Source organism: Streptomyces sp. DH12 (assembly GCF_020873895.1).
Lineage (GTDB): Bacteria > Actinomycetota > Actinomycetes > Streptomycetales > Streptomycetaceae > Streptomyces.
Map to the genome: position 1 here is coordinate 1 of NZ_JAHWGT010000363.1, position 661 is coordinate 661.

Consider the following 661-nt stretch of genomic DNA (forward strand, 5'->3'; position numbering starts at 1 on the left):
CCTGCCGGTCACCCCCAACGGCAAGCTCGACCGGGACGCCCTGCCCGAGCCGGAGTGGGGCGCGGGCGGCGGGCGGCTGCCCCGCAACCCGCGCGAGGAACTGCTCTGCGACCTGTTCGCCGAGGTGCTCGGCGCCGGCCGCGTCGGCATCGACGACAACTTCTTCGAGCTCGGCGGACACTCCATGCTCGCCACCCGCCTCGCCGGCCGGATCAAGACGGTCCTCGGGGCCGACGTCGGCGTGCGCACCCTCTTCGAGGCGCCCACCGTCGCCGCGCTGCTCGCCCGCGTCGACGGAACCGCGGGCGAGGACGGCCCGGACCCCTTCGGCGTGGAGCTGCCGCTGCGCGCGCGGGGCGGGCGGCCCCCGCTGTTCTGCGTCCACCCGGCCGGCGGTTTCGGCTGGGTCTACTCGGCGCTGCTCCGGCACACCGACCGCGACCAGCCGCTGTACACCCTGCAGGCCCGCGGCCTGAGCCACGACGAACCGCTGCCCGGCGACATCCACGCCATGGCCCGCGACTACGCCGAACAGATCCGCAAGACCGCGCCGCGGGGCCCCTACCAGCTGCTCGGCTGGTCCTTCGGCGGACTCGTCGCCCACGCCGTGGCCACCCGGCTGCAGGCCGAGGGCGCCGAGGTCAGCCTGCTGGCCGTGCTC

Annotated in this window: 1 protein-coding gene; it reads left to right on the plus strand. The window is 75.9% G+C overall.

Features of this window, described 5'->3' with window-relative positions; genetic code table 11:
- Positions 1-661 (plus strand): alpha/beta fold hydrolase (locus tag LPA54_RS34570; protein WP_228984593.1); only part of this gene is annotated, 661 nt, incomplete at both ends.